Below are 4180 nucleotides of genomic sequence, written 5' to 3' on the forward strand. Positions count from 1 at the left end.
ACCGCCTTGCCGGCTGGGCGGTGGCGCCACTGGTCATCGCCACCCAGGCCCGCGTGGCGCTGGGTGACGAAATCGCGGTCGCGACCGGCGCACGCATGGTCGTGATGATGATTGGCGAGCGTCCGGGCCTGAGTGTGGCCGACAGCATGGGGGTCTACCTGACCTATGCCCCCTATGTCGGCTGCCCGGATTCAGCGCGTAACTGCCTGTCCAACATTCACCCCCACGGACTGTCCATACCGCAGGCGGCGGACAGGCTGGCATGGCTGATGCATGAGGCGCGCCGCCTGTCACTGACCGGGGTGGGGCTGAAAGACGCCGCCCCGCAGGAGCATCTCCGCCATTCAGGCACCCCTTCCATCGAAAAAGGATACGGTAAATGAGCAGTAGCCCAACCCATCTGAGCAAGTCACTGGGTGCGTTCCATCTGTGGGGTATTGCTGTCGGACTGGTCATTTCCGGTGAATATTTTGGCTGGAGCTATGGCTGGGCGACTGCCGGCACCCTTGGCTTTCTCGTCGCCACCGTGTTCGTGGCCCTCATGTACACGGCGTTCATCTTCAGCTTTACCGAACTGACCTGCTCCATCCCGCATGCGGGGGGGCCGTTCACCTACAGTGCCCGCGCGCTGGGGCCGCTTGGCGGGCTTGTCGCCGGTCTTGCGACGCTGGTGGAGTTCATTTTCGCGCCCCCCGCCATTGCCCTGGCCATCGGGGCCTACCTGAATGTGCAGTTTCCCACCCTTTCCCCCCAGGTCGCGGCCTTTGGCGCCTACATGATCTTCATGGCGCTGAACATCGTGGGCGTGCGGATCGCGGCGACGTTCGAACTGTTCATTACCGTTGCGGCCATTATCGAACTGCTGGTCTTCATGGGGGTGGTGGCGCCTGCGTTCTCATGGGGGAATTTCCTGCATGATGGATGGGGCGGCGCGCCGCATTTCGGCTGGGAGGCGATGGGGGCATTTTCGCCGCCATTCCCTTCGCCATCTGGTTCTTCCTCGCCATTGAAGGGGTCGCCATGGCGGCGGAGGAAGCGCGTGACCCCAGGCGCGCCATTCCGGTGGCCTATATTGCCGGTGTGCTGACGCTCGTGACGCTGGCCTTCGGTGTCATGCTGTTTGCTGGCGGCGTGGGGGACTGGCATGCGCTGGCCAACCTCAATGACCCGCTGCCGCAGGCCATGAAACGTGTGGTGGGCGCGCATAGCGACTGGTTGCACATGCTGGTCTGGCTCGGGCTGTTCGGGCTGGTTGCGTCGCTGCATGGCATCATCATGGGCTATGCCCGGCAGATGTTCGCGCTGGCGCGGGCCGGGTTCCTGCCATCGGTGCTGGGGCGCGTCCATCCGCGTTTCCATACGCCCTATGCCGCGACGCTGGCTGGCGGCGCCATCGGGATCGCGGCCATCTTTTCCGATAACGTGATTTCCATCAACGGCCAGTCCCTGACCGCGACGCTGGTGACGATGTCGGTCTTCGGGGCGCTGACCATGTATGTGTTCAGCATGATCAGCCTGTTCCGCCTGCGCCGCACGGAACCGGACCTGGCGCGCAGCTATCGCGCGCCCCTGTATCCGGTGCTGCCCGCGATTGCGCTGGGTGGCGCGCTGATCGCGCTGACCGCCGTCATTTACTACAATGTCGAGATATTCTGCATCTATCTCGGCCTCATGGCGGTGTTGACGACCGTGTTCATGGCGCGCTCGCGCAGGATGCGCGCCGCCTAGGCCCAGCCCGGACTGCCTGCGGGTAGTCCGTTTCCTTCCCCATATGTTTTTTCCGATCAGGAACTGTCCCGAATGGCTGAAACAAACCATGCGTCTGTTCGCGCGCGCTCATTTTCCGGTCTTTTTGGCCTGTGCATGCTGGTCTTTCCCGCCGGGGGAAGTGCCCTGGCCCAGACGCCCGACATTCCCACGGAGGAAGAACGCCCGCTGGAAGCAACCGAACCGGCCGAGGACGTGACGCCCGCCCCGGTCACGGGCAATATTTTCCACCCCCGTCCCGGCCATGCGCGGACCTACTGGGACGGGCTGGAAGGCCATGTGCAGATCGAGGCGGGTGTTTCCGGCAACCCCTGGACCCGCTCTGGCCGCAACTTCGGCCAGTTCTATACCGACCGCGCCAATACGGTCACGATGAACCAGATCATGGGTTCGCTTTCCCATGCGGTGACGGATGTGGGCAACGGCTACGGAATCGGCTTCGTGCTGGAGGCCATGTATGGCTCCGACGCCCGCTTCGATCCCACCATCGGCATGGGATCGGGTTCGCTGACGGGGCTGTACCAGTGGGCGCCTACGCAGGCGCATCTGGATGTGCACCTGCCATGGATTTACCATAAGGGGATCGATGTGCAGATTGGCCAGATGTATGGCCTGATGGGGTCGGAAGGCACGCCGTCTCTGGCGCGGCCCTTCTATACCTTCAACTATGCGTCCGACTATATCGTGCCGTTCGAGACGGTCGGCATTGTCGCGACCATGCACCTGACCCGGACCATGGACTGGATACTGGGTGTCGATGCCGGGAATTCCACCACCTTCGGGGCGTCGGGAAACAATAACAAGCCCAAGGGCTATTTCGGCTTTGCGTGGAACAACCTGATGAATGGCAAACTGGGCCTGCATGCCATCGGCCATTTCGGCCCGCAGGGCAATAACGGGCGTTCCGTCAGCGGCGGCGGCTGGACCAGCGCGGGCATGGGCCGCAGCGCCAATCACCTGATGCAGTACAACGGTGACATCATGGCCACGTACCATGTCAATGACCGGGTCACGCTGACGGTGGACGGCACCTACCTGCATGATGACGGCCTGCGCGATGATGCGTATGGCATCAGCAGTTACGTGGCGTGGGACATCCGCCCATGGCTGACATTCAATGCCCGTGGCGAAATCTTCCGTGACAATACCGGTGGCGTCATTACGGAATATGCGGGCTTCACCTCGTTCACCAAATCCCTGACCAACCAGCCTTTCCCGTATTACGCGGCCCCGCCCACGACCTATGGCGCGCTGACACTGGGTGTGTCCTACCGGCCGGAGTTCATCAACCGGCGGATGGCGCTGGGCAAACTGACCATCCGCCCGGAAATTCGGCTGGACAAATCCCTCAATGGCACCCGGCCTTTCAACCAGTCCGGCACGGCGGCCAATCCCGTTGTCACCAACGGCACCAACAACATGCTCTGGTTCAGTTGTGATGCGATCTGGTCGTTCTGAAACGATGCCTACCCCTCCAGCAGGGAGACGGCGGTGGCGAAACTGGGGGCCAGCGGGAGCAGTGGCGTGATCGTGGCCTGCCAGGCGTGATACAGGTCCGCCTTACCCTTGTACACAACGGCGGAAGGCCGGTTCTGCCGGTCCAGTTCCTGTATCCACCCGCCGCGCCGGCGGTCGATCATGAAGGTGTCAATATAATCCCAGATGGTGCGGTACCAGTGTTCATAGTGCTGGTGGCCGGTCCGTTTCAGTAACGCGGCGGCGGCGGTCATGGCTTCCGCCTGACACCAGTGGGGGCGGTTATGGACGACAGGCGTTCCATCCCAGTCGATTGTATAAAGCAGGCCGGGCGCGCCATCACGCGCCCAGCCGGTTTTCATGCCGCACCGGAACAGGGCCGTCGCATCTTCCAGCAACCAGGCGGGCGCATGTCCCCCCGCGCGCCGGAGAGCGGCCTCCAGCTTGAGAAGAAGATGCGACCACTCCACGAAATGGCCCGGCGTCATGCCATAAGGCCGCAGGGCGTCGGTGGGGCTGTCACGGTGATAGTCCCTGAGCAGCACCCAGTCGCGACTGTAATGCTCCGGTACGTGGTAATCGGCGTTGCGGGCCAGATCGTGGATGAAGCGCTCCACAATCCGCAGGGCCCTGTGCCGCCATACCGGATCGCCCGTAACATCGGCCACGGCCATGCAGGTCTCGACCGAATGCATGTTGGCGTTGGCCCCGCGATAATCCTCCTCATCCGACCAGTCGGGTGCGAAGCTTTCCCGGAAGACGCCTTCCTCCTCGCTCCAGAAATGCTGGCGCCATGTTGCAAGGGCGCGCGTCAGCAGGTCGCGGGCGCCCGGCACGTCGGCCACCGTGGCGGAAGACGCGGCCAGCGCGACGAAACTGTGGAGATAAGCCTGCTTGCGGGCGTTTTCCGGCGGCGTGTCCCTGTGGGGGACGGCAG

3 protein-coding genes and 1 pseudogene are annotated in these 4180 nt (G+C 63.2%); 3 read left to right on the forward strand and 1 reads right to left on the reverse strand.

The window, feature by feature from the left end:
• The 3 genes and pseudogenes from JCM25156_RS10020 to JCM25156_RS10030 all read left to right on the forward strand — a co-directional run.
• The coding region (locus JCM25156_RS10020; RefSeq protein WP_025812972.1) for an ethanolamine ammonia-lyase light chain EutC at window positions 1-383 on the forward strand (383 nt) is incomplete at its 5' end.
• Window positions 380-1728, forward strand: a pseudogene (gene eat, locus JCM25156_RS23300) (ethanolamine permease). The gene JCM25156_RS10020 and the pseudogene eat, both read left to right, overlap by 4 nt.
• A gap of 72 nt (window positions 1729-1800) precedes the next feature.
• Window positions 1801-3225, forward strand: coding sequence for an outer membrane beta-barrel protein (locus JCM25156_RS10030; protein WP_084296496.1), 1425 nt, complete (start codon window positions 1801-1803; stop codon window positions 3223-3225).
• An 8-nt stretch (window positions 3226-3233) separates the two neighbouring features.
• On the opposite strand, the gene JCM25156_RS10035 is transcribed toward JCM25156_RS10030, so the two are convergent.
• On the reverse strand, window positions 3234-4180 hold a 947-nt coding region (locus JCM25156_RS10035), incomplete at its 5' end, for an AGE family epimerase/isomerase (protein WP_025812975.1).

This window comes from Komagataeibacter kakiaceti JCM 25156, assembly GCF_000613305.1.

Excerpts from the sequence above, each read along its gene's own strand:
- JCM25156_RS10030 (WP_084296496.1), top strand. The coding sequence starts at position 1,801 with ATGGCTGAAACAAACCATGCGTCTGTTCGCGCGCGCTCATTTTCCGGT.